14 protein-coding genes, 2 pseudogenes and 1 other annotated feature are annotated in these 22,744 nt (G+C 29.6%); of the genes and pseudogenes, 2 read left to right on the top strand and 14 right to left on the bottom strand.

What is annotated here, in order from left to right; translation table 11 throughout:
• Positions 1–32: 32 nt before the first annotated feature.
• The 5 genes from J2Z42_RS03100 to J2Z42_RS03080 all read right to left on the bottom strand — a co-directional run bounded on the left by J2Z42_RS03100 (position 33) and on the right by J2Z42_RS03080 (position 9,566).
• On the bottom strand, positions 33–1,328 hold the full coding sequence (locus tag J2Z42_RS03100; protein WP_209700908.1) for a TIGR02679 domain-containing protein: 1,296 nt from the start codon (positions 1,326–1,328) through the stop codon (positions 33–35).
• Positions 1,318–5,394, bottom strand: a complete 4,077-nt coding sequence (locus tag J2Z42_RS03095) for a TIGR02680 family protein (protein WP_209700907.1) — start codon at positions 5,392–5,394, stop codon at positions 1,318–1,320. Before J2Z42_RS03095 ends, J2Z42_RS03100 begins: the two co-directional genes overlap by 11 nt.
• Positions 5,395–5,409: 15 nt before the next feature.
• Positions 5,410–6,540: a TIGR02678 family protein gene (locus J2Z42_RS03090; protein WP_209700906.1), complete on the bottom strand. Its 1,131-nt coding sequence runs from the start codon at positions 6,538–6,540 to the stop codon at positions 5,410–5,412.
• A gap of 15 nt (positions 6,541–6,555) precedes the next feature.
• Positions 6,556–8,040 (bottom strand): TIGR02677 family protein, encoded by a 1,485-nt coding sequence (locus tag J2Z42_RS03085; RefSeq protein ID WP_209700905.1) that lies wholly within the window; start codon positions 8,038–8,040, stop codon positions 6,556–6,558.
• A 209-nt stretch (positions 8,041–8,249) separates the two neighbouring features.
• Entirely contained in the window at positions 8,250–9,566 is a 1,317-nt protein-coding gene (locus J2Z42_RS03080) for an MFS transporter (protein ID WP_209700904.1), read from the bottom strand.
• Between the two features lie 178 nt (positions 9,567–9,744).
• Positions 9,745–10,017, bottom strand: a binding site (T-box leader).
• Positions 10,018–10,277: 260 nt separating this feature from the next.
• Between J2Z42_RS03080 and J2Z42_RS03075 the strand changes: the two genes are divergently transcribed.
• On the top strand, positions 10,278–11,420 hold the full coding sequence (locus tag J2Z42_RS03075; RefSeq protein ID WP_209700903.1) for a hypothetical protein: 1,143 nt from the start codon (positions 10,278–10,280) through the stop codon (positions 11,418–11,420).
• A gap of 116 nt (positions 11,421–11,536) precedes the next feature.
• Here the strand turns inward: J2Z42_RS03075 and J2Z42_RS03070 are convergent, their stop codons facing one another.
• From J2Z42_RS03070 to J2Z42_RS14800, 7 genes and pseudogenes are all read right to left on the bottom strand, one after another.
• The gene (locus tag J2Z42_RS03070) at positions 11,537–12,385 is read right to left on the bottom strand and encodes a helix-turn-helix domain-containing protein (RefSeq protein ID WP_209700902.1); all 849 of its coding nucleotides are present in this window, start codon (positions 12,383–12,385) and stop codon (positions 11,537–11,539) included.
• A gap of 76 nt (positions 12,386–12,461) precedes the next feature.
• The gene (locus J2Z42_RS03065; RefSeq protein WP_209700901.1) at positions 12,462–13,589 is read right to left on the bottom strand and encodes an NAD(P)/FAD-dependent oxidoreductase; all 1,128 of its coding nucleotides are present in this window, start codon (positions 13,587–13,589) and stop codon (positions 12,462–12,464) included.
• 1 nt (position 13,590) lies between these two features.
• Positions 13,591–13,713 (bottom strand): annotated as a pseudogene (locus tag J2Z42_RS14825) ((2Fe-2S)-binding protein); the annotation flags it as partial.
• Entirely contained in the window at positions 13,689–14,087 is a 399-nt protein-coding gene (locus J2Z42_RS03060; RefSeq protein ID WP_245331465.1) for a reverse transcriptase family protein, read from the bottom strand. The pseudogene J2Z42_RS14825 and the gene J2Z42_RS03060, both read right to left, overlap by 25 nt.
• Positions 14,088–14,618: 531 nt before the next feature.
• Entirely contained in the window at positions 14,619–17,882 is a 3,264-nt protein-coding gene (locus J2Z42_RS03055) for an SNF2 helicase associated domain-containing protein (RefSeq protein ID WP_209700900.1), read from the bottom strand.
• A 516-nt stretch (positions 17,883–18,398) separates the two neighbouring features.
• Entirely contained in the window at positions 18,399–19,559 is a 1,161-nt protein-coding gene (locus J2Z42_RS03050) for an AAA family ATPase (protein ID WP_209700899.1), read from the bottom strand.
• An 80-nt stretch (positions 19,560–19,639) separates the two neighbouring features.
• Positions 19,640–19,837 (bottom strand): annotated as a pseudogene (locus J2Z42_RS14800) (transposase); the annotation flags it as partial.
• 373 nt (positions 19,838–20,210) lie between these two features.
• Between J2Z42_RS14800 and J2Z42_RS03040 the strand changes: the two are divergent.
• Positions 20,211–20,471: a hypothetical protein gene (locus J2Z42_RS03040; RefSeq protein ID WP_209700898.1), complete on the top strand. Its 261-nt coding sequence runs from the start codon at positions 20,211–20,213 to the stop codon at positions 20,469–20,471.
• Between the two features lie 42 nt (positions 20,472–20,513).
• Here J2Z42_RS03040 and J2Z42_RS03035 read toward each other — a convergent pair whose 3' ends face one another.
• Positions 20,514–21,827 carry a type II restriction enzyme gene (locus tag J2Z42_RS03035; protein ID WP_209700897.1) on the bottom strand — a complete coding sequence of 438 codons (1,314 nt, stop codon included), beginning with the start codon at positions 21,825–21,827 and terminating at the stop codon, positions 20,514–20,516.
• A gap of 11 nt (positions 21,828–21,838) precedes the next feature.
• Complete coding sequence (locus tag J2Z42_RS03030) at positions 21,839–22,681, bottom strand: DNA adenine methylase (RefSeq protein WP_209700896.1); 843 nt, start codon at positions 22,679–22,681, stop codon at positions 21,839–21,841.
• Positions 22,682–22,744: the final 63 nt, after the last annotated feature.

The raw sequence follows: 22,744 nt of genomic DNA, 5'->3' as shown, positions 1-22,744 counted from the left end.
GTTATGTATTAGCTAAGTCCATTTAATACACATTAATTCCAAATATCCTCAATATACTCTTCAATTAATAATTCCTGATATCCAGCCATGCCATTCTTTTTAATCTCCTGTATCAAAGGTTCTAATTCTGCATTTTTAATATTACGCAGCTTTGACATTCTAATACTTGATATAGCTTTATTTGATATAATCTTTAAGTAATCCTCTACATCAAATCTCCAAAACTTTAATTTGTCTCCATACCTGATCTTTAACTTATCAGCTATGGCAATTCCCTCTGGATCGAAATCCCCGGAGTAATAAATTTCTTCTACATTTTCAACTATCTTATCTAATAAAACTACTGAGGCAAGCTTTAGTTGTCCACTTGTACACAAAATAGATGGCTTAAACTCACCTGTTCTCTTTATAATTTCACTAAATAATGATGGATTTTCGAAAATAAACAGTCTATTTTTATTACAAATAACTTTATCTATTTTAGACAAATTTCCTAAAGTAATAATAAGAGGCTCTCCAATTTCCGTAAAACCATACATAAACTTCAACTCAATTTTTCCTCTATATGCTCTTAAACCAAATGTTGCAATATAACTAGAAACATCATCTTTCGACAATCCAGCAGAGTACAATACCTCTGCAGTCTCTTCTGCATCTTTTGGAAATTCTATTCTTAACCTATAACATATTGCATGTATTAAAATTTTCCCTGCAGTAGTATTTATATCAAAATAATGAGGATCTTTTGTAATTCTAGAAGAAAATATGGGTAAACTTTCAAGATCATTAGCATTAAAAGTAAGTGAATCAATTCCACTTAAAACATTATTTAAAAATGTCTTAAAATCCTCTAGTTTGTTGTTTTTATTATAATCTTCATAGTTTTTTATTAATATATTATAGCCGAATTTCTTGGCTTCCAATGCTTCTTGAAGCCATACTACTGCTATTGTACGTTTATTTATACTCAGTAACTCTTTAAAAAATTCTTCCTTTTTTCTCTGTTCATCTTCTTTTTCTTCTCTATAAGTTGTCAAATCATCTTTAAAATATATTTCCAAAACCTTAGCAAAATCCAGTTCTTCAAATTTTCCACTGCAAAAATAGTCAAGAAATTTTTTTACAGATATTTTAGCTTCCTTAGCATTAAAATACTTATAATTAAGAGGGGCTAGTATTCTTTTCTCCTCCTCAGTTAAATCTTTCAACTCAAAAATTCCAGTAAACTTGCCAAACCTTTTATACTTTTTAAATATTTCACTAAGTATCCTCTTATATTCATTTTTACTTTGAAAAAATTTTATTGCTTCCATTTCTTTACTCAACATCTTCATCTTCCAAAACTACAACCTTTTCTTTCCCATTCCACTGAAATCTCTCAACTACAATAATATCATCTTCTTTATCTCTCGTCAGTTCACAAATTGCCAATGCCTTTACAGTTTCATAGTCTCCCCAGAGAACCTGTGAATTCAGTACATAATCTAAGTTCATATTTTCTAAAAGCTTAAACATATCACTTATGTTATTTTCATCAACTCCTGCAAAAGCTTCATCTAGAGCTATAATCCTAGGACAATCCTTTTTATCTGCTCCATTATATTTTGCATTCACAGCTGCAAAAAGTGGAACATACATAGCCATAGCCTTTTCTCCACCAGAAAACTTAAAGAATTCATTGTCTGTAAGTTCTTTCTTTCCTTCTAAAGGCTTAGTAAAATAAAGTCTAAATTCATACCACTGCCTATAATCCAAAATATCTTTTATAATGCTCTGATAATTTACTATCTCACCGCTAGCTTCAAGATCTCTTTTTTGCTGTTTAAGCTTTTCCTTAAAATGTTTAGATAATTTATCTATATCCTCTTCTGTTACTATAGCTCCTCTTTCAAGAATACTTACTAAACTTGAAACATCCATTTGATTTTCACTATCTGCTTTTCTAGGAATCCATTTTAAGCTGAACTTAAGTCCACTTGACGTATTCATAGACTCCATTAGATCATTCATCTGATCTACCCATATCTTTGTTTGATATATTTTTCCAGTTATTTTAGTACTGATGGTGTTTATCAAAGTTTCTTCAAAAATTTGTCTTTCTTTCTCACTAATAATTAGTTTCTGCTCTTCTATAACTTCCTTTAATAAATATGTTAAATTGTATATGGACACTCTTCCATTAAACCTAAGCACAATATCATATCTCTTGCCCTTCATATAAAGTCTTTTTTTTTCTTCATCCTCTATATTTTCTTCTGGTTTAAAAATTTCCATATGCTTTAAATTATACTCTCTTAAGTCTCCCTCATTCCTTTGTATACTCTCAAATAATTCTCCACCATAAGTTCCTGCATCCTTATTTTTACCTTCCTTATAATTTTCCAATATATACTTAGCTTTTTCCTTTAAACTATCTGATGTATTTATCTCTACATAATTAAGTTCAATTTCCTTTATCAAGTTTTCCTCTAATATTTTAAGCAGTTCTTCTTCTCTTTTAATCTTAAACTCTTTTTCCTTTTCTTTTTCAATATTATTTTCAATTTTATTGCCTATAGTAGTTATTGCATTATTTATATTTGTGCTCTTTTCTGGATAGTTATCCACTATATATTTAGAATCCTCTATCGCTCTTTCTATTTCATTTAAACTGCTTTTAGCAAGAACTTCCTTGAGTCCTTTTATTTTAACATCCTTATCATTTGTCTTCTTTTTTAAACTGGATATATTTTGCCAAAGTCTATCTATATCTTCTCTCAAATATTCTATTTGTTCATTCATTGATAGTATTCTTAAACTGCAGCTCTTCAACTTTTCCACCTTAAGCTGTATTTCAATTAAAGCTTCCCTGTAATCTCGCAGTGCATCTAAAGCATCTTCAAATGCTTTAGAATTTTTTTCTAAATTTATCTCATCTGTCTCTTCAAAAACCTTTATTTTAACCTGTTCTAAACTCTTGCTTAATTCAGAATATCTTTCCTTAATTATAAGCAAACTTTTACTTTGTCTCTTAACTTCCTCTTCTTTTTCTTCAATAATCTCTAAGTTTGTTTTTAAATCATCTGTACCAGGAAAAGCTTCATATTCTTTCTTAAGATCAGCCATTCTTTTTTCTAAACACTTTAAATCTTCTTCAATAGAATTTATTTGCAACCTTATATTCTCAATTTCCTGAAGATTTTCCTTTATTAATGTTTCTCTATGTCTCTTTCTGCTTTGCTCTCCTATATATTTTAATTCATAATTAGATGATACTTTTCCCTTTATAATACCTATGTTATAGTTACCATCATTACTTAAATATGTAGATGTTTCTCTATCTTCTTCTACAGATATGCTTCGCAGCACAGCTTCAAGCTCATCTTTATATGGTAAAGTAACTTCTTCATCTTCTAATTTTAAAAACTCTGAGAGATTATTTTCTATGCTTTTGTCATCTGCAAATAAATATTTGTCCCTGCAGGTTACATTCATTAATTCACTTTTATACTTATTAGGAATTATAAGTGCATTTATTATACCCATATCTATTAATGAGCTTTCAATAAACTTTTTTTCATCTTCTGACAAAGATTCTTTAAAATCAAAAGCTTTGTAAAAAGGTAAGAAAGGTATTCCTCTGTCTTTAAGGCTTTGCCTGCTATTTCTTACATCTTCATCTAATACAAACTGCGCTTTCTTTTTTTCTTTTAATATCTTTATATGTTCCTCTAATTCTTTAATGTTATTTAAACAATTTTTCTTTTTTTCATCAAAACTTGCTTTATCTATTAAAAATTTTCCTCTAAAATTATTGTAAGCATCACTTATTATTGGCTTTAAATTTTCAATATCGCCTTTTTTTTCTACGTCATTTACTATCTTGAATAACTTTTGGATTTCTTCGTCTTTTAAAATAAACTCCTTATTACCGCTATTATAAATGTTGATTTTTTCCATATATTCTTCTTTGATATGTGTAAAGTACTCATAACTTTCCTTTAACTCACTATTTAAACATTCTACAATTTTATTTACTTTATCTCTTTCTAATTCACATTCTTCTTTTTTTAATTTTACATCCTCATATTCTTTTATAACATTAAAGCCATCTTTTAATTTTTCCTCTTCTTTACTTAAAGTCTCTTTTATAAATGTAAAATCATAATTTTCTATATCTTGAAGCAGTTCATTCCTTAATAAAGCGCCTTCCTCAAAATTAAATTCTCCACTATATTCTTCTGATTCATTAAGCTTTCTTGTTATCTTTTCTTTTATATAATCTTCTTCTTTTTTTATTTCATCTAATTTATTTTCCTTTTCCTTTAACTCTAAATTTTTTTTTTCCAAATCTTCTTTTAACTTATTAACTTCTTGTTCTTCTTCTTTTACTTCTATTTTTAAATTTTCCAGCTCATTTTTGGTACTAAAAATATCATTTTTTATAAGCTTTTCATATTCCACACGTGCTTTATCATATTTTTCTTTTAAATTATCCGATTCGCTTTTCTTTACCTGTTTTTCATTTTCGAGTTCATCAATACTTGAGTGTAATTTTTCTATTTCTTTTCTCAAGCTGCTTACATAAGTTCCCTTTTCCAAATAATCTTTAGACTTTGAGAAAAGTATATACTTATTGTAATTGTGAAAGCTTTCCTTAAGATTTTCCGCTGCCTTTAAACTTTTTTCAAAAGCCATAAGTCTCATGTTTAAAGAATCCATATTATCCATAGCTTCTGCCATAGGTCTTAAATCATCCTCTGATAAAGTCTTTTGAGAATTATTCAATATGTTATATATTTTAGTAGGCTTAAATTCTTTAGAAAGCTTGGGACTTCTTATTTCAATTAAAAGCTTTAGAAGTTCTTCATAATTTTCAATATCACTAAAGCCAAAAAGATGTTCATTTACTTTATACATATACTCCTTTTGGCTTTCAGTAAAGAAATTTCCATCGCCCAATGCATTTTTAAACTGCTGCTTTGTTAGAGGATATTTTCCTCCCAGATCTTTATAGAGCTTAAAGTCCTTATTTACTCTTCTTCCATCCTTTAAGATGAAGTACCATGAATTCATTGGCTTAGATTTTTGGGCTCTCATTCCCATACCAATAGTTATATATAAATTACTTTGAGGCTTTTTAAATTCTATATATAAATATCCAATCCTGTCCTCATAGTCATCATAGAGAAGATAATTTTCCATCTTTCTTGCAGTAGATCCAAATGGATCAAGCCTACTTGGTGATTTATTTCCATCCAAAAGCAGTGGAATAAAACTCTGTGTAGTTACAGATTTTCCGCTTCCATTACTTCCTCTTAAAAGAATCTTTCCATTTAAAAGTTGAAATTCTTCTTGGTCATAATACCAAAAATTAAAAAGTCCAAACTTATTTGCAATCCATCTTTCCTTCATATTTCCTCCATATTACTAATTATCATTTGCTAAATAATCCTTAGGGTAATCTCCTACAACCTTGCCTATAACCGGCTTCAAGACTATACTGTCTCCTCTTTGCTCAAGCATAAGAAATTGTTTCATATAGTTTAATAATACATCTATAAAATAATCATTTTTACTATCTCTGAGCTCCTTCTTAAAGCCGCTTCCTTTTTTATCTCTTAACTCCAGTAAAAGCTTATTAAAATCTTCCCTTCTCAAAACTATTTCATCATCTATATTTAAAGAAAGCTTTCCTTCTTTAAGCTTTTCTCTTATGAGCTTTGCAAGCAGAAGTACAACTTCACTTTCCCCCTTCATGCTTGGAAATACATTTCCTATTTTATTATCATCGCTTAAAACTATAAGAGCACCGTTTTTATGTACATGCAAGTCCCAGCCTAAATTATTTTCAAAATTTTGTTGAAGACTGCTTCTAAACCTTTTTATGTACTCATAGTCGCTGTCTTCTATTCCTCCATTATAAACGACCGGTGACAAAAGTATCCTTCTATAAACCCTATTTCTTCTCACTACGCCTTTATCTTGTTCTATTCCCTCCCAATTGAGTTTCATAAGATCTTTGGCATTCTCACATTCCATAATATCCTTTGAAAAAGCTCTCACTATATATCTTGAAATACCAGTACTTTCATACAGTACATCTGCATTTTCATCACTTGAAAATTCGTCTTCATCACCATCATTATTTTTCATAATGCCTAAACTTAAAGCTAACTTTATAACTTTGACCAAAGATCTTCTGTTGCTGTATTTTGTCCAATCAATCTTTTCACCTGGGTATTGGTTTGATATGTACTCTGTTACAAAAGACAACACAAATTGTTCTTCTTTATTTTTATCCTCAAGATACATTAAAAGCAGCATAAAAAATATGTATTCTTTTACATCAGTAAAACCCTCTATACCCATCCAGTCTTCCGGCTTGCCAGGTATCTTTTCAAGTTTCACAAAATCCTCATAGAAAATAAGATTGTAACCAAGCTTTTCATTTAAAAAATCATTAAAATTCTCATAGTTATCTTTTATAGAATAATAAAGTTCTCTATTTCTTTCTCTTAAAATAATATAATTTTCTAGTAACGCTAGAAGTTCTTTCAAAATATCACCCCCAAGCTACTTATTAAAAAGAAGGGTGTAATTTGGCATTTTAAATTCACCATCTTCACAATGCAGCGTTATGTATTCTCCATTTTTAGACTTTACTACATTGTAAGTCTTGCCATATTCTGTCTTGCCAATACCATCTTTATTACTTTTTCCTTTAGAAAGCCATCTAAGCAAAATTCCCCTTTGATTTTTAGATATAACCCCAAGTTCCGAAAAAGTAATTTTTTCATTTCTTATCAAACTTTCAACTAAACTTCTCTCTTCTTCTCTTTTAGCCATTATCTTTTGGATTCTTATCCTTTTTTCTTGACTTTTATCTTTTACTGAAACTCTGCTGGCAGTCTTTTCTCTATACTGCCTTATTCTAGGTTTTACTGTAACATAATAAGGTTTTTCTTCATATATACTACTCGTAATACTTTCCGTTTCCCTAACAGGGTTTCCTTTAATATGCCTTGGTTTAAAAACTCCAAATACAACTGAAGAAAGTTTATGAGCATCTTCTATGGTAATACATTTAGAAAATAGCTCAGCAATTTTCTTGTACTCTTCTTTTCTGTTACCACTTACATATTTCATTTCTGTAAGCTGCATGGCATACCTTGTTATTTTTCTTATTATTTCATTAGTACTGTCTAAAAGCTGATCTACCATAGAACTTTTATGGTTTTCCCCTAAGAACCAACGTTTAATACTATAAAATCTTCCTTTATTATTTTCAACATAAACTTCTTCATTTAATTTCTCTTCGAACCTTGGCAAAGATTTTTCATGCTCCAGAGCCTTTTGAATTACAGCATCTACAACATTTTCATCTAGTTCCTGCAAAAAGTTTTTAATACCACTTGCATTTACTTGAAGTCCCTTTATAAAATCTCTTAAATAGGATATAAAGCTCTCTTTGAAAATCAAAAACTGTGTAGTTTTCATAAGTTCTTCATTCTTAGGTGAATAAAATTTGCTTATATAATCTTGATAATTTTCGTTAAGAATCTTAAAATCTCTGTTTAATCTCTTCCACCAATCGTAGACTTGATTATTTTTCTTTGAAGGTATAAGCGTTATCTCTTTAATTTCTTCTTTAAATCTTTCCACCAAACTAGCTTCCAGTGAGCCTCTACTTTCGTCCTTTAGATTTTCAAGTCTAATGAGCATTCTCTCTATTTCAACAGTATACGGTGAAACCTGATATTTATATTGCTTATTTTTAAATTCCTCAAGCGTTCTCATCTTTCTTGTATCATACATGGTAATCAAATTTTTCCAATTCACCAGAGCATCTAAATCCTGCTTTAAACTTTCTATATCATAATCTTTAAAATCGTCATATCTTATAAGTTCTTCATAAATCTGTTCTTTTAGCAGCCAAAAATTCATTTTTTCATAGTTTTTAAACATTATCCTTATTATTGCCCTATACCGCCAGGTATTTTCTACAGATAAATATTTGGCTTCTATAATTTCTTTTTTTAATTTACTATTTAAAAGCATTGCATTTTTCCTTCACTTTTTTCATCTTAAATAATCCCTTCACTTAAAACTTTTAACACTTATATGACGTATCCTTTGTATTTAACTATGTATTAAATATTATACCATGATTTTCAACATAAAATTCATAGAAGCAAAAGTTCTATTTACTTTAAATAACCCCCAGGTTTCCCGGGGGTTTGCAGTCAAAATAAACTATTGTGAAATTATTATCCTAATTCTTTATTTAAGTTATTGTCATCTTTCTCGCATGACACATCAGCATGGACTTTTTTCTTAAGTGTAAGCATAGTAACACCTGCAATTACAAGTGATACAGCCAGGCAAATATATGCTGCTGTATAAGAGCCTGTACTTCCTTTTACAAAACCAACAAAATAAGGTCCAGTAAAACCTCCTAAATTTCCTATAGAATTAATTAGACCAGTAGCACCAGCTGCTGCAGGACCTGACAAGAATGATATAGGTACTGTCCACCATACTCCCATTCCTACATATACACCAATAGCAGTAACGCAAGTAAATATAAAGCTTAATACAGGATTAGATACTAAGGTTCCTAAAGCCATACCTACGGCACCAATAAACAGTGGAAGAGCTATATGCCATCTTGTTTCTCCTGTCTTTGACGTAGAATTACCATTAATTACAAAACCAACAAGTGCTGCAGACATCGGTATTATAATTAACCAACTGACACTAGAATTACTCAATCCTGATACCGATTTGAGTACTGTTGGCAGCCAGAAACCAAATCCCCAAAATCCTGTAACCCACATAAAATATATAAAACATAATTTGAGAACTGTTTTATCACTAAGTGCTTCCCATAATGTATACTTCTTTACGGAATTTTTTGCAGCAACTTCTCTTTCATAATCTGCTCTTATTGCCTTTTTCTCTTCTTGAGTTAACCAATTAACATCTTCAGGCCAATCCTTGAGCCAAAATATAAGAATGATTCCAAATATAAATGCCATAGTTCCTTCTAAAATAAATAACATCTGCCAACCTTTAAATCCAAAAGCTGTAATACCTAAGATCATTCCTGCTAGAGGAGAACCAATAATACTTGAAACTAACATAGAAGTTAATAATATTGAAAGTGCCTTAGGTCTCTCCTTTGCATTAAACCAGCGCGGAACGATAGCTGAATAACAAACTGGATAAAAACTTGCTTCTGCAGCTCCTACCAAAAAACGAACAATATAAAACTGAAGCTCCGTATGCACAAAGCACATAAGTGAAGTAACTATGCCCCAGGTAAGCATGATTCTAACAACCCATTTACTTGGACTTCGTTTCTCTGCAAATACGGTTCCAGGTACTTCAAACACTACGTACCCAAAGAATAAAATTCCCGCTCCCATTCCAAAAATCTGAGCAGTAAATCCAAGATCTTTATTCATTGTCAAAGCTGCATAAGATATATTAAGTCTGTCAATATATGCTATCATAGATGCGATAAATAATGGTAAAATAACATTTAAATACTTTCTTTTTGTAACACTGCCTTTAATAGTCATGACTTTTTAAGCCCCCTTCTTTACTTTTACAAAATAATATTATTGCATTGTAATTTGCCCCAATTTTTAAAATATTCTAATATTAATTTGCCCTCCTTTCTTATTTGCATATTTTGATTTGTATATATTTTGGTAAATAAAAAAATCTTCCATCCTTATAAACACATTTTTATATGTTCATAAGGACGAAAGATTGATTTCCGTGGTACCACCTTACTTGTAATTAGATAACTAATTACCTCTCATTCAGGTCAACTTTAAATAAAAAACTTTATTCATTGTGAACCATAACCATATATCGTTGGTATACGTCCTCGCTTACTTGGTAAAAACCTTTCTACTTGGAAGCTCCAGAGTGATATTACATACTTTCATTAACACCAACTTTCACCAAACGTTGGCTCTCTTAAGTTAATATACTAAATATGTCTTTCTCCATCAAAGCCTGTATTGTTAATATGCTACTAAGTATACTACCTTTTTATAAATTGTCAAGTCATTTTTAATCCAGATTTTAAAATTTTCTGATCAAAATTTTAAAATCATAATTTCTTTCAAAACTTCATAATTTAATTCTATCATAGGATTTTAATCATTATAGAATTTAGTTAACATAAAATTCAAAATCTGATGGCTAAATAAGTTTGACACAAGTATTTATCTACTTTATAATTTATTAAGTAATCGGAAAGGATAAGGAAGCGAATTAATATGATGAATGTTATTAAAACTGCAATTGTGACTATAATAATATCAATTATATCTGGGTTATTGTTAGAGTATTTTAAAAATCTAGCGCCTAAAATATTATGTACCATGGGAAATGGAAAGCTTATAAAAAAGAATGGCAAAAAAATTTATGCATGTACTATTACTGTTAGAAATCTATCAAATAAAATAGTTCATGAATTAACTCTAAATATACAAAGCCTGCAAAGCAACTTAAAGATTACACGTGCTAGAATAACAGAAGGTTTAAAATTTGATTCTTCAATAAATGATAATGCTTTAGATATTGATATTCCTTTTTTAAGTAAGGATGATGAATTTTCAGCTACTATATATGTAGAAAATCAATACGGAGTATATGATAAGCCTTCAGTTGTACTCAGATCACCTGAAAATTTTAAGGAAGTAGACTCTCCAAAGCAGGTTGGATTTTTTACTTCACTATTTAATATACCTAAAGATATAAGTCAGTCAGTCTCAGGTATACCAAAAAATAACAATACAGTAGCTACTGGTGACAAAAATGATCTTACACTTGTTATGAATAGAACACCTGGTGCCAGAAAAGCAATAAATAATGGAAGCAGAAAAGCTCTCCGAAGAAATAGTAGCGTTAATACAGGTAAAAAAGCACTTATAATTACTGTATCAATTGTTTTGGTTATAAGTACTGGAGTTTTGGCAAAATCTTATTTTAAAAATAAGGCTAATAATACACCAGTTCCAACTTCAGAAACTAATGTTAACAAACAATCTACTGATACAACAGGATCATCAAAAGGAACAACTAAAACTTCAGGTTCAAAAACACCAACTAGAAGCTCAACTGGAAATACAAATTTAAATACATCAACTGGATGGACAAACAGAAATACTGATACAAAACAATCAACTAGTGGAACAACTGAAAACACAAATTCAAATACATCAACTGGACAAACAACTAATAATACAAATTCAAAGCAATCAACATCAACCAGTGGGACAACCCAAAATACTGATACAAAGTCATCAACTAGTGGAACAACCCAAAATACGAATACAAAATCATCAACTACTGGAACAACCGGAAATTCAGGTTCAAGCACATCAACTACTGAAACAACCGACAATGCCGGCAAATAATGTAGTAAAATAATAGATATCTTGAAAAAATATACCCCATATTTTGGAGTATATTTTTTCATATAATAATTTACCTGATTTTTAAGAAAAATCTTTATTTTAATTTTTCTCCATTACTAAACTATGATCAGTTTCTTATTGTATTGAGCCTTTCTTAATGAATATATATATTTATTTGGAGTAGTATTTGTAAACTTTTTAAAATCCTTAATCATATGAGATTGATCATAATATCCTAATCTCATGGCTATTTCTGTAAGATCAGTATCAAATATGTCCAATTCTAAATTATTTAAATTACTTAAAAGATCTTGAAATCTCATCATTCTAGAAAACACTTTTGGTGTTAACCCAAATTCTTGAACAAATATTTTGTTTATATATCTAACAGAATAATTTGTTTCATCTGCAAGTTCTTTAATTTTTATTTGACCTACATTTTTTATTATATTGGCAATAAGAAACTTATCTAAATTTTCATATTTATTTATCACTTTAGAATTATAATATAATTTCAAATACATATCCATAAATAACTTTATTTGATAATTAAAATTTCTACTAGAAGTTATTCCTTCAACCAATTCTCTATCTTCTATAACATCTAAAAATGGGATTTTTGACTCCACGAAATTTGACATAGCAGCATTCTTAAATCTAATACTATTTCCCGGTAAAAATCGCACTCCAAATAAATACTTGTTTTTTTCAGTAAAAGCAATTTCCGGATGAAAAACAGTCCCACAAATATATGCATTAGGCTCTTCTTCATCACAGCAAAAATATATGTCAATGCACCCATCCGGTATTGCAAAAACAGAACTGTCTATAGCTCCATCATTATAAAAAGCATAAAAATGAGAAATTCCATAATTCATCACAACAGCTTTATAATATCGTGATGAATTCATTACAAAATAAGGCTGCTTAGGAGAAATTATTTTTTTTTGCTTCTCTAGAATCATATTTTCACCACTTTTTAAATTTAATAATATTTTATTATGAATATATCATATTTATAAGCAAATTAAAATAATTATTTTATATTTTTGCCTTAAATCTATCATAACGGAAAGCATTTATATCAAGAGTAGTTTCTCTTCCTTCTACCATTTCTGATAAAAGCATACCAACCGTTGGCGAAATTCCAAATCCATGTCCAGTAAAGGCGCATGCAAGTATAAGTCCCGGAATTTCTTCTACAAAGCTTATAACTGGTATGTGATCTTTACAGTCATCTATCCAACCAGCCCAGGTACGAACAATTTTTGCATCCTTTAACATTGGAAAGTATTTCATTATTCCACGGCAGATACATGATGCTGTAATACTTGAAGTTGTAGGTGTCCCATTATCTTTATTGAAAGCTTCATAACCTGATGAACCACCAAATACAAATGAACCGTGTTTAGTCTGGTGTCCATAAAAATCTGCGGCTGCAGTACCTAACATTTGATAAAACATTGACGGCTGGGCTTCTGTAACAAGCGCCTCCAGTAAAACCTTGTTCATTGGAATATCAATTCCAACAGTAGCAGCTATCCTGCGGCTTTCGTAACCGGCAGCAATAATAATATGTTCTCCTTCATATATATTTTCTTTAGTTAATACTTGTCTTGCTTTGCCATTTATTTTCTTTATCTCAATAACTTCTTCTCCTGTAACAAAGCTGGTGCCTAATTGCCTTGCTTTACGATAAAAACCTAAAGTTGTCTTTAATGGGTTTGCATGCCCATCAGTAGGACACCAGCTTGCACCAATGACTTCTTCTGAAAGATATGGATTAATTTTTCTAGCTTCATTACCTGAAATCATTCTTACATCAAGGCCGCACTCTTTAGCATTGTTTGCAAGCTTCTCCAATATCTTAATGTGTTCTTTTGTCTTGCCAAGTCTTAAATTACCTTTTTTATAATATTCAACGTCTACCCCTAATTCTTCCGATAAGGTTGGCCAAAGATTTTCTATACCATACATAGCTAGTGGAAGTTCTCTCTTATCACGCCCTGATTGACGAACTCCACCGCCATTTCTTGATGAGCCGCCATTTCCGATACTGTAGTCTTTATCGAGGACAATAACAGAACAGCCCTTTTTTGATAAATAGTATGCTGCAGCATTACCTATTACTCCACTTCCAATAATTATTACATCCGCACAATTTTTCATGTTATTTCCCTCCTTTTTTCTCATTTCCAAAAACTTTCATCTCTATTGGTCTCATAGGTGCACGCGATATAGCCGGCTCTAACTCTAAAGGAGAAATGCTTAATTCCATGGCAACAATTCCTTTGGTATTTCTACTCGCCTAACGGCTTTGGGACGATAAGTCCCATCCAGTATACTTGCTATTAAAGTTTTACCATTTTGTTTTAGGTATTGTAGAAGTTCATCTACTTTCATTCCATCTACTCCATGGCTTCCTTTGTTGGATTTTACTCTTTTATAGGCAATATTCATGTTTTTCCTATCGAGTATCCTTTCTAGCAAATTATTGGCGTATAGCTTTCCATCGTCTTGTCCTCTATTAAATGCCGTAGAAATACTATGCGCTCTCATACTATTTTGGGGTTCCACTCCTATTTTATATGACCAGCCTTCTTTATACGAAGTTGTCTGCAATTTCTGCATTTCTCTCGAATTTTTCAAGTTTCCAAGACCTCCCATTGTTCTGTCCTTCCCGGTTCATTCATGACTGGACTGGTACTATGACTTCTGCTGACTTCTGATAATTCAACTACATATCACTATGCAGGTTATCATACAGAAATTTCATTCTTTGATGATTTATCTATCAGACCTCCCCAGGTAATAACGATAACCTTCATCTCATATATCTGCCACATTTACTCCTTAGAAATTCGGATAGTGTTGGACTTTGTTTTGTGTAGCAAACTCGTCCTTTCTAAGTAAGCCTTATATGTGATTTGTATTCCTCAGACCGAGACTTTGCCTATGACTTCCTTCAGATTCCTCCTCACGGAGGACACCCTTGTCTTCGGCTAGTGGTTCCCACTATCAAGCCCACAGCAGACTTTCACCGCCAAGTTATCGCCCATGCTGGGCGCACTACAAAAAGCTTCATCCTTGATATAACAAGGGTGAAACTTATAAGCAATAAAATATTGATTTCTTTCATAATTTACTTCTTAAGCTAAATCTATGATGTCCTTACCTAGTTAACTTTTCTTTCACTATTTAACTGAAAAGTTCCTCAATATCCTTCTCTTCCATATTGGAAAGCAAAATTTCCTCTCCAGTATTTTTTTCTATAACATTGTTTATTATTTTCTTCTTTTTCTCCTGTATTTTGTGTATTTTCTCTTCTATAGTTCCTTTAGCAATAAGTCTGATAACCTCTACAGTTTTCTTCTGTCCAATTCTATGAGCTCTGTCCGAAGCCTGATTTTCTACTGCTGGATTCCACCAGGGGTCATAATGAATAACTATATCTGCAGAAGTTAGATTTAGTCCTGTTCCACCAGCTTTAAGAGATATTAAAAATATAGGAATTTTCCCTTCATTAAACTTCCTGACCATTTCCCCTCTGTTTTCTGCTTTTACGCTACCATCAAGGTACATATACTTTATATTTTCATTTTTGAACATATCTCCAATATTTTTAAGCACAGAAGTAAATTGAGAAAATAACAATATTTTATGCCCATCATTTACACTATTCTGTACTATATCCTTAAGAGCTTCCATTTTCCCGTTATCACTTTTATAGTTTTCTATAAAAGTAGAGGGATCACAACATATTTGTCTGAGTCTTGTGATTATAGAAAGTATTTTTATTTTACTTTTATTAATGCCTTTATCTCTTATTTCATTATTTAATTCCTCTTTAGCTTGCTCAAGGTAAGCTGCGTATACTTTCTTTTGATCCTCTGTCATATCAACCACCATATTATGTTCAATTTTAGGTGGAAGTTCTTTTATGACATCCTTCTTAAGCCTTCTAAGAATAAAAGGTTTAATATGCTTATTCAATTCCTCTAAAGCTTTTTTATCACCATTTTTTATAATAGGTGTTTCATATTTTTGGCTAAACTTTCTATTACTCAATAAATATCCCGGCATAATAAAATCAAAAATTGACCATAATTCTGTAATAGAATTTTCAATAGGAGTTCCTGTTAGTGCAAAATAGCTGCCAGCTTTAATGGATTTTACACTTTGGGCATTTAAAGATTTAGGATTTTTTATATTTTGAGCTTCATCTAAAAAGCAGTGTCTAAATTTTATAGCTTTATATTCTTCTATATCTCTTTTAATAAGTGCATAGGAAGTTATAACTATGTCCGCCTCATTCATCTCTTTTAACTGACTTTCTCTTACATCCCTGCTACCTGATACAACTAAGCATTTTAAATCCGATTGAAATTTATTTATTTCACTTTCCCAATTGTAAACCAAGGATGTAGGACACACCACCAAAGAAGGTTGCTTTTCCTCATTTTCATCTACCTCTGATTTTATAAAAGCTATAGTCTGAAGAGTTTTTCCAAGACCCATTTCATCTGCTAAAATGCCTCCAAAACCACAGCTTGAAAGAGTTTTAAACCACTTAAATCCAAATTTTTGATAACCTCTCATAATATTATCCAGTTTTTCTGGAATTGTATAATCAATGTCACCAATATCCTTTACATTATTTATCAGTTCTCTAAACTTCTTATTCCTTTGTACAAAAGTTATATTATTTTCCTTAAGGCTTGTATCTATGTAAACAGCATTATATTTAGAAAGAACTATTTGATCCTTTTTAAGATCTGAAGTGTTAATATTTAAATAATCTATCATATCTGATATATTTTGAAGCTCGCCAGCCTGCAGAGGGATAAATCCTCCATTCTTAAGTCTATAATATTTTTTCTTTTGTTTTAATGCATCAAATATATGCTTTAATTCTTCCCTATTTACCCCATCAATATTAAAAGTAAATTCTAAAAGATCCTCATCATTTAATCTTATGTTGGATTTATAGCTTTTAGATGTATAAATTCTTATATCTTTAAATGCGTCCGAATAGTAAATTTCTGCGGATTCCTGAAGTTTTTCAAGCCCTTCTCCTACAAAATCTAAAATTTTATCCTCATCTTCTAAAATGAAATTAGATTTCCCCTTTTTAAATTGAAAAGCGGTCAGGGTATCTACTATCGCTGCTTCTTCCTCAATATCTCTAACTAATACCTTTCCATCTTCCCTTGTCTCATTATCCTTTAAGGGGTTTATATCTATATTTCCATATTTAAATATTACATCACAAACTACAGCATCTTTATCCTTATCAAAATAGAGACAAGCCTTTAAAGGTTCTTCAGAAAATTTCTCTTTAATTCTGTTATTCACCGTTACCTTTGTACCTATCTTTTTTAAGGCTGGAATTATATAAGAAGCTATTTCTTCACTTTCACTTTGCTGAAAAGTAATTTCAGAACTTCTCCGTTCAATAAAAGTATTGTAAAGTGCTTTATACACTCTTACTTGTTCATTTGCTGGCACATATATCTTGTTATTATAATAAAAATAATTTCCGCTTTTGACTAAAGCTTTAGGAAGCTTTGAAATTTGAGATAAAATTATATTATTCCCCTTGCTGTCTAATTTAAATTCCAAAGGGAAATTTTCTCTTACTACTTTAACTTCACTGTAGTTATCATCATTTATGACTAAATCTATAGCTATTTCCCCTATATTATCAAGAAATTTTTTTAAGTTACTCTCCGTAAGTCTTGCCTTTTTTCCACTTAAAAATTTCGCTGTTTTGTTGTAATGATAGCCATACATTACCATGTCCTCTGTGGCCCTGTCTATTTCATATAGATCTTTGAGCATACTCAGAATAAATTTATCCTCATCTTTGAACCTGTGTAAATGTGAATTATATGTAAAGCTTTTACCAAACTCCAACTCATTATGTTCTATAACTGCCTCTAAAAAGTTCTTCATATTCTTTACTACATAAAGCTTTTCTTCCCCTACCTTTAATTCTAGAAAAGCTTCACTTTCTCTGCGGCTAATATTAAATTGAAGCTTATACTGTAGATTTAAAGTCTTAGTTTCCATCTTTGCCTTAGTGGATATTAGACTTTTCTTTAATTGTTGAATTAATTTGCTATTTTTCTTTATTACTGATTTTCCTTTTTCTCGAGCATATTTTATAAGCACTGCAGCTATATGCTTACATGGAGCATTATAATTATAATATGCTTTGCAATTACAATAACAGCTTATGTTTTTACTGCTATTTGGATATATTATTTTTACATTATACTTTATAGGCATTTGTGAAGAAGACTTCACTTTTCCTTCAATAGTAGTTTCTTCCCATCCTAATTCTTCTTGAGTACTTACACTCAACTTTTCCACTTGATCATTTTCATAACATCTAACACCTTTTTTGTACGTTTCAAAATTTAAGCTGTCTTTTATTGCATCTTCATTTATTTCAAACAAATTTATTCACTCCTGTTTATCTTCTTGTTAAACATTCTAGCACATAATAATATTTTTAAACATATTACTAAATTATTTCTAAGTTAATTATTGAGATAAAGTTTCTTGGTATTCACGTAGAAATTAATGACAAAGAGAATAATAAAATTTTCTTTCTTCCTGTAAAACTTTTCTGCTTCTTCTTTTAGCAATTTCCGGACACATAACTGCATTAAAACTTAATGCTGAAACCATTCCATTATCAAAAGTATGACTATATTATTGGAATGGATGGCTACAACATAAGAAATATTCTCAGAATAATTGGACAAGATGTTGAAAAATAAAGCTTCATGTAAAAATGCTTCATCCTTGATACAAAAATGGTGAAGCTTATAAGCAATAAAACACTAATTTCTTTCATCATTTACTTATTAAGCTAAATCTATGATGCCCTTAATAAGTTCGTGTTTATCATTTTCAATTTTAGCTACTATATTTATTTCCTTAGGTAAAAATTTTGGCTCCTGTTCTTTATTAACCTTGAGCATTCCTTTTTCTCCTAACTGATATGTCTAATCTTATCCTCATAATATCTTTGTCTAAATCTCCCAAATACTTTCTTAAATAGTTAAATATATCTTCAAATTCTTTTGTGTCATATAAATTTTTATTTAATAATTCATAGACTTTATTTAGTTTAATTGTAATATCCTCATTTCTTAGACTATTAAGTTTCATAGTTGTGCTTAAAATATCTCCAATGCTCTTACCATAAGTTTCATTTAAATCTCTATTATCAACTAACTTAATACCATCTTTTTCTTTCTTTATTATACGCAGTTGTTTTAACTCAATATCTCCAATAATATGTGGAGAATGAGTTGCAATAATTAATTGATTATTCTCGCCTATACTTTCATATACATCAATTATCCTCCCTTGCCACTCAGGATGAAGTGATATTTCTGGTTCATCAATTAATATTATTGAATTATTAACTTCCAAAAACTTCAGTGATAATGCTCTTAAAAATAATTGTTTTTCTCCCGATGATAAACCTGTAATATCAAATTCCTTGCCCAAGCTATTTCTAAATATAGGCTTTGTTTCACTAGTTTCAGAAAGTCCCACTAACTTAACATCTAAATCCATAACAGAAAATATGCTATTTATGTCATCACAAACTTTATCTATAACTTCTCCTATTGTTTTGTTTCTATTTTTAAATATTTCTTTATTTATTTTAGTAGCTATAAAAGAAGGTATATTTTGAGTCATTCTTTGATCAATAATATTTCGAAAGTCTGGTACAAAATTTAATGTATTATCCACCTTATTAATCTTTTCAAAATTAATTTCTGTTGACATATATACAACTTTAGATTCATTAATACTACATCTTTTTTCCAAAGAAACAACTTCTAGCTGTAATATTCCAATTTCATTATTTTCTAACTTAACTGTTGCTGTATATAGTGCAGGAGTCAATTCTACTTTATTATCTTCTAATTCTTTATAACCACGTTCATCTATATCAAAAGCATCATATATACTTTTTAATAAAGTGGTTTTTCCAGATCCATTTTCGCCAATAATAACAATAGTATCTAATATCTTTCCATTATTATCTTTAAAATCTATCTCTAAATTGTTGAATATTTCATGATTATTAAACTTGATTTTTTCTACCTTCATCTTTTACATCTCCTTTCCCTAAAACTATTATATCAATCGATTCATTAATAATTATAGGCAAATCTTAAATATAAATATAGTTACAGATTTTTTAATATATCAACCGATTTCTTTAGATCATTTATCTTTCGTTGTTTTTCCCTAAGTTGTTTTTCAAGTTCATCTATTTTAGATTTTCCTGGATCTTTTTTTCTTTTTCTATTATTTATCCATTTTCTTAAAGTTTGAGCATTTATCCCTAAATCCTTTGATACACTGATTATAGACCTGTCTTCTTCTAATACAGACTTACAGCATCAGTTCTAAATTCTGCATTATACTTTCTACCATTACCTAATATTTCTTATCTCATCCATATGATTATTATATCTAACCCATATCCATATGTATTCATCAATTCGAGTACAGATCAGGTGTCATAAAAAATTTAAATAAAGAAAATATTAAAATTTTATATAAATGACTGATATTTTTTACACTTTTTAGGTGTGGAAAAACGTTTCTCTTCTTTTGGGAATTTTTTAATAATAACAATATGTAAAAACATCCTTTAATTACTTTTTAAAGAAAAAATAAAGATAATTTTTAAAATATAATCAAAGCAGGAATTTTAAATTTTTTATTGAAATATAATCAAAAGGAGTGATTATATTGTCTAAAATATGCAAATACTGTAATAGGCCTCTAAGTGAAGCTCAGTATAAAACTGTAAATGGAATACAGTATAAATCTTGTCCAAGATGCTCTGAAGCAAATGGAATTTATCATGTATACCATATATACCCTCAATTATTTGGTACAACTCCTGCTAGAGCAACTTCAAATCATCCAGAAGGACCTCAAAGCTACTGTGTTCCTTGTAGAAATCCTTCAAATAAACCTAGTGGTGGCATCACATGCAATAATCTTTAAAATTAAAGCGTTACCAATATATATTTGTGGTAACGCTTTAATTTAGCTTTGACTTATACTTACAATTTCCATTATCCAATTTATCCATTTTCTTATAGTTTGAGATCTTCTTTTATACATATCTTCTGTGTTAACATGATTTAATTTACAACTTTTCATAACTTGCACTATTTCATCTCTTGAGGGTAAATCTAATTTTTTCAAAAACATTTTCATGGCTTCATTAAAAGCTTTATGCGATAAAATCAGCTTAAATAAAGTTAAATATTTTTCGCTACTTCTCATTCCAATAATTTTTTTACCTAAATTCGACAATGTGACTTTTCCCTTTCCCTTATGTCTATCAACCAATCCAAGATAAGCAGCAGCATTAGTATAATAATCAGCTTGTCTCTTATCAAATCCAAACTCTATAGTAACCTGATCTTTTGTATCGAAATCCGGATCATCATACATCTTATTTATTAAACTTATTATATTTTCAAATGTATCTGCCTGTGGAAAAGGAACATCCATTGACTCTTCAACTATTTGTATATTATATAATATGTCTTTTACATCATCAACAGTAATGTTAAAATCATCAATCATATACCTTTTAACTTCTCTTAACTCAAGAGAATTATAGTGATTTATATCATTAAATTCATAAATGTAAAAGCTAAATATGTTATTAGAATAAGTTAAAAATGCAGGTACTACCTTCTTTGATACTCTATTTTGAATTACTCTATATGGATAGTATAACTGCCTCACAATAAAATCTTCAAATATATTATTTTTAGCCTCCAATAAAAGTATATTATCCCTGCTTTCAAAAGCACCATCTATCTCGCATTGAGCTTTTGACACATCTACTTTGCAATTTTTATTATTTACATCATTAATATAAAAGCTAAAATCTCCAGAACCCATTCTACCACTTAAAGTTGGATAAATTTCTGTATCTCCTAAAATATCACCAAATATTTTGGATACATAAGCACAGTTAATAGCACTTGCTTCAGAATAAAGATTTTTATAATCAATTCCTTCTATCCATTCTGGGAATTCTATCTTTTTTACATTTGTTTTTACTGTTTCAAAATCTTCATAAGCTTTATATTTTCCAATAATATAACTTCCCCTAGTAATAGGTAAAATAGTTAATGAATTTTCAACAAATATACTTGGTAAACTGTCCTTATAATCAAATTTTGTCATCAGTCTAGGCTCATAGACCTTTTTTATTTCATTAGCGGATATTATACATTTTCCTTTACTTTCAACTTCTTCAACTATGTTCATATCATTAAATATTTCTATCCAATATTTATCTATTTTTCTAGTTTTATTTTCATTACCTTTACGCCCCATAATATTCCCTTCTATTCCAAATCATAATTTCTAATTAACACTTCTTCCACTTCTCCTCTTTTAGTAGCCTTACTATTTATCGCCCTTGTTGCCCCAACAACTTTAATTTTATCGTTGTAATCCTTATAGAGTTCTCTAATAAACTCAGTATTACTATTAGATAATAAAAACTTAACTCCTTTTTTATTCAGTTTATCACATAACTTTTTTAGTCTAATTTGCTCATCTCTATTAAATCCACTTGCCGTGTATCCTGTAAAATTAGAACTATCACTCACAGGATCATAAGGTGGATCAAAGTAAACAAATGAATTTTTTCTAATTCCTTTTAATGCTTCTTCAAAATCTACATTCCGTATTGCTATTCTGCTTTCATTTAAGTATTTATGTACAGTTCTCAATACTGTATCATTTACAACATTTGGGTTCTTATACTTACCAAAAGGAGTATTAAAGTATCCAGATGAATTCACTCTGTATAATCCATTATAACAGGTTTTATTTAAGTATATAAATCTACTTGCTTTTTTAACTTTACTATAAGTTTTATATTCTTCACTTCTATCCTCTGATCTTAGTTCATAATAATATTTTTCTGTAATTTTATGATTCATTAAACTTCTTATTAATCCTTCTACATCATTCTTTATTACTTCATACACATTTATAAGTTCTGAATTCAAATCATTTATTACGGCATTTTTCCGTTGAAGGCTAAAAAACACTGCTCCTCCACCAACAAATGGCTCATAATATTTAAAATTTCCTTTAGGTATATATTCTTTTATTTCGCTCAATAATTGTCGTTTTCCACCAACCCATTTTACAAAAGGTTGTATTAAATTATTTTTCATTCTATCACCTTTTCAAATCATTTATATCTTCCTCTTATGTTAATATGCAAATTTAATTATAAA

It is taken from the genome of Clostridium algifaecis, from assembly GCF_017874415.1.
In the GTDB taxonomy this organism is placed as follows: Bacteria; Bacillota; Clostridia; order Clostridiales; family Clostridiaceae; genus Clostridium_B; species Clostridium_B algifaecis.
Note: the sequence above shows the minus strand (reverse complement) of the source record. Positions and strands in the feature narration are given on the sequence as shown.